1 protein-coding gene is annotated in these 1,432 nt (G+C 62.6%); it reads right to left on the reverse strand.

Features of this window, described 5'->3' with window-relative positions; all coding sequences use genetic code 11:
• Positions 1 to 36: 36 nt before the first annotated feature.
• Positions 37 to 1,404 (reverse strand): L-serine ammonia-lyase, encoded by a 1,368-nt coding sequence (locus HMPREF9538_RS05070; RefSeq protein ID WP_002915259.1) that lies wholly within the window; start codon positions 1,402 to 1,404, stop codon positions 37 to 39.
• Positions 1,405 to 1,432: the final 28 nt, after the last annotated feature.

The raw sequence follows: 1,432 nt of genomic DNA on the forward strand, positions 1-1,432 counted from the left end.
GGGGGGGGCGGGGGGGGGGAGGGGGCGCCCAGCAGGTTAATCGCAGGCAACAATCTTCATCGCCAGACCACCGCGGGAGGTTTCCCGGTACTTGGCGTTCATGTCTTTGCCGGTTTCGTACATGGTCTCGATCACTTTATCGAGACACACGCGCGGCTCGCTGGTCCGGCGCAGCGCCATTCGCGCGGCGTTGACCGCTTTCACGGCAGCGATAGCGTTGCGTTCGATGCACGGCACCTGCACCTGGCCGGCGACCGGGTCGCAGGTCAGGCCGAGGTTATGCTCCATAGCGATCTCTGCCGCGATGCACACCTGACCCGGGCTGCCGCCCAGCAGTTCCGCCAGACCGGCCGCCGCCATCGAGCAGGCGACCCCCACTTCACCCTGGCAGCCGACTTCGGCGCCGGAGATGGAGGCGTTCATCTTATACAGCGAACCAATCGCGCTGGCGACCAGCATATAGCGGGCCAGGGAGTTGCTGTTCACCTTGCGGATAAACTTGTCATAGTAGGCCAGCACCGCCGGCACGATACCGCAGGCGCCGTTGGTTGGCGCGGTCACCACCCGGCCGCCGGCGGCGTTCTCTTCGTTCACCGCCAGGGCGAACATATTGATCCAGTCGACCACCGCCATCGGATCGCTGTTGGTGGTGTCCTGGCTCACCAGCATGCGGCGCAGCGCGGCGGCGCGGCGCGGGACGCGCAGTTTGCCCGGCAGGACGCCTTCGGTGGTGATGCCGCGCTCGATACCGGCGCTCATCACTTCCCACACCGCGGCGAAGTGTTGCTCAAGGGCTTCTTTGCTGTGCAGCGCCAGTTCGTTCTGCATCATCAGGCCGGAGAGCGACAGCCCGGTTTCACGGCAGTGACGCTGCAGGTCGGCGGCGTTTTTGTAAGGGTAAGGAACGGCAACCGGCGCCTCGGTAGTCTGGCCGAAGTGCTCCTCATCAACGATAAAGCCGCCGCCGATAGAGTAATACGTCTGGCTGTAGAGCACCTTGTCGCCGGCCAGGGCGGTGATACGCATGCCGTTCTCATGCAGCGACAGGTTGTCGGCATGGAAATTCATGCACTGATCCACCGGGAAGTCCACTTCGTGCTGACCGTTGGCCAGCATCAGGCGGCCATGGGTATTAACGTCCTGAATAAAGCCCGGAATGGCGTCGATGTCGACGGTGTCCGGCAGGTTGCCGGCGAGTCCCATGATAATCGCGATATCGGTATGGTGGCCTTTACCGGTCAGGGAGAGGGAGCCGTAGACGTCGACGACGACTTTGCTCACCTCGGCCAGCAGGCCGCGCGCGATCAGGTCGTCAGTGAATTGTTTGCCCGCTTTCATCGGTCCAACGGTATGGGAGCTGGAAGGGCCAATGCCGATTTTAAAGATATCGAATACGCTGATCATATGTATTCCCGTGCTGTCGGAAAGCCCG

It is taken from the genome of Klebsiella sp. MS 92-3 (assembly GCF_000195655.1).
Taxonomy (GTDB): domain Bacteria; phylum Pseudomonadota; class Gammaproteobacteria; order Enterobacterales; family Enterobacteriaceae; genus Klebsiella; species Klebsiella pneumoniae.

Coding starts and splice junctions, on each gene's coding strand:
- HMPREF9538_RS05070 (WP_002915259.1), bottom strand. CDS start 1,404: ATGATCAGCGTATTCGATATCTTTAAAATCGGCATTGGCCCTTCCAGC.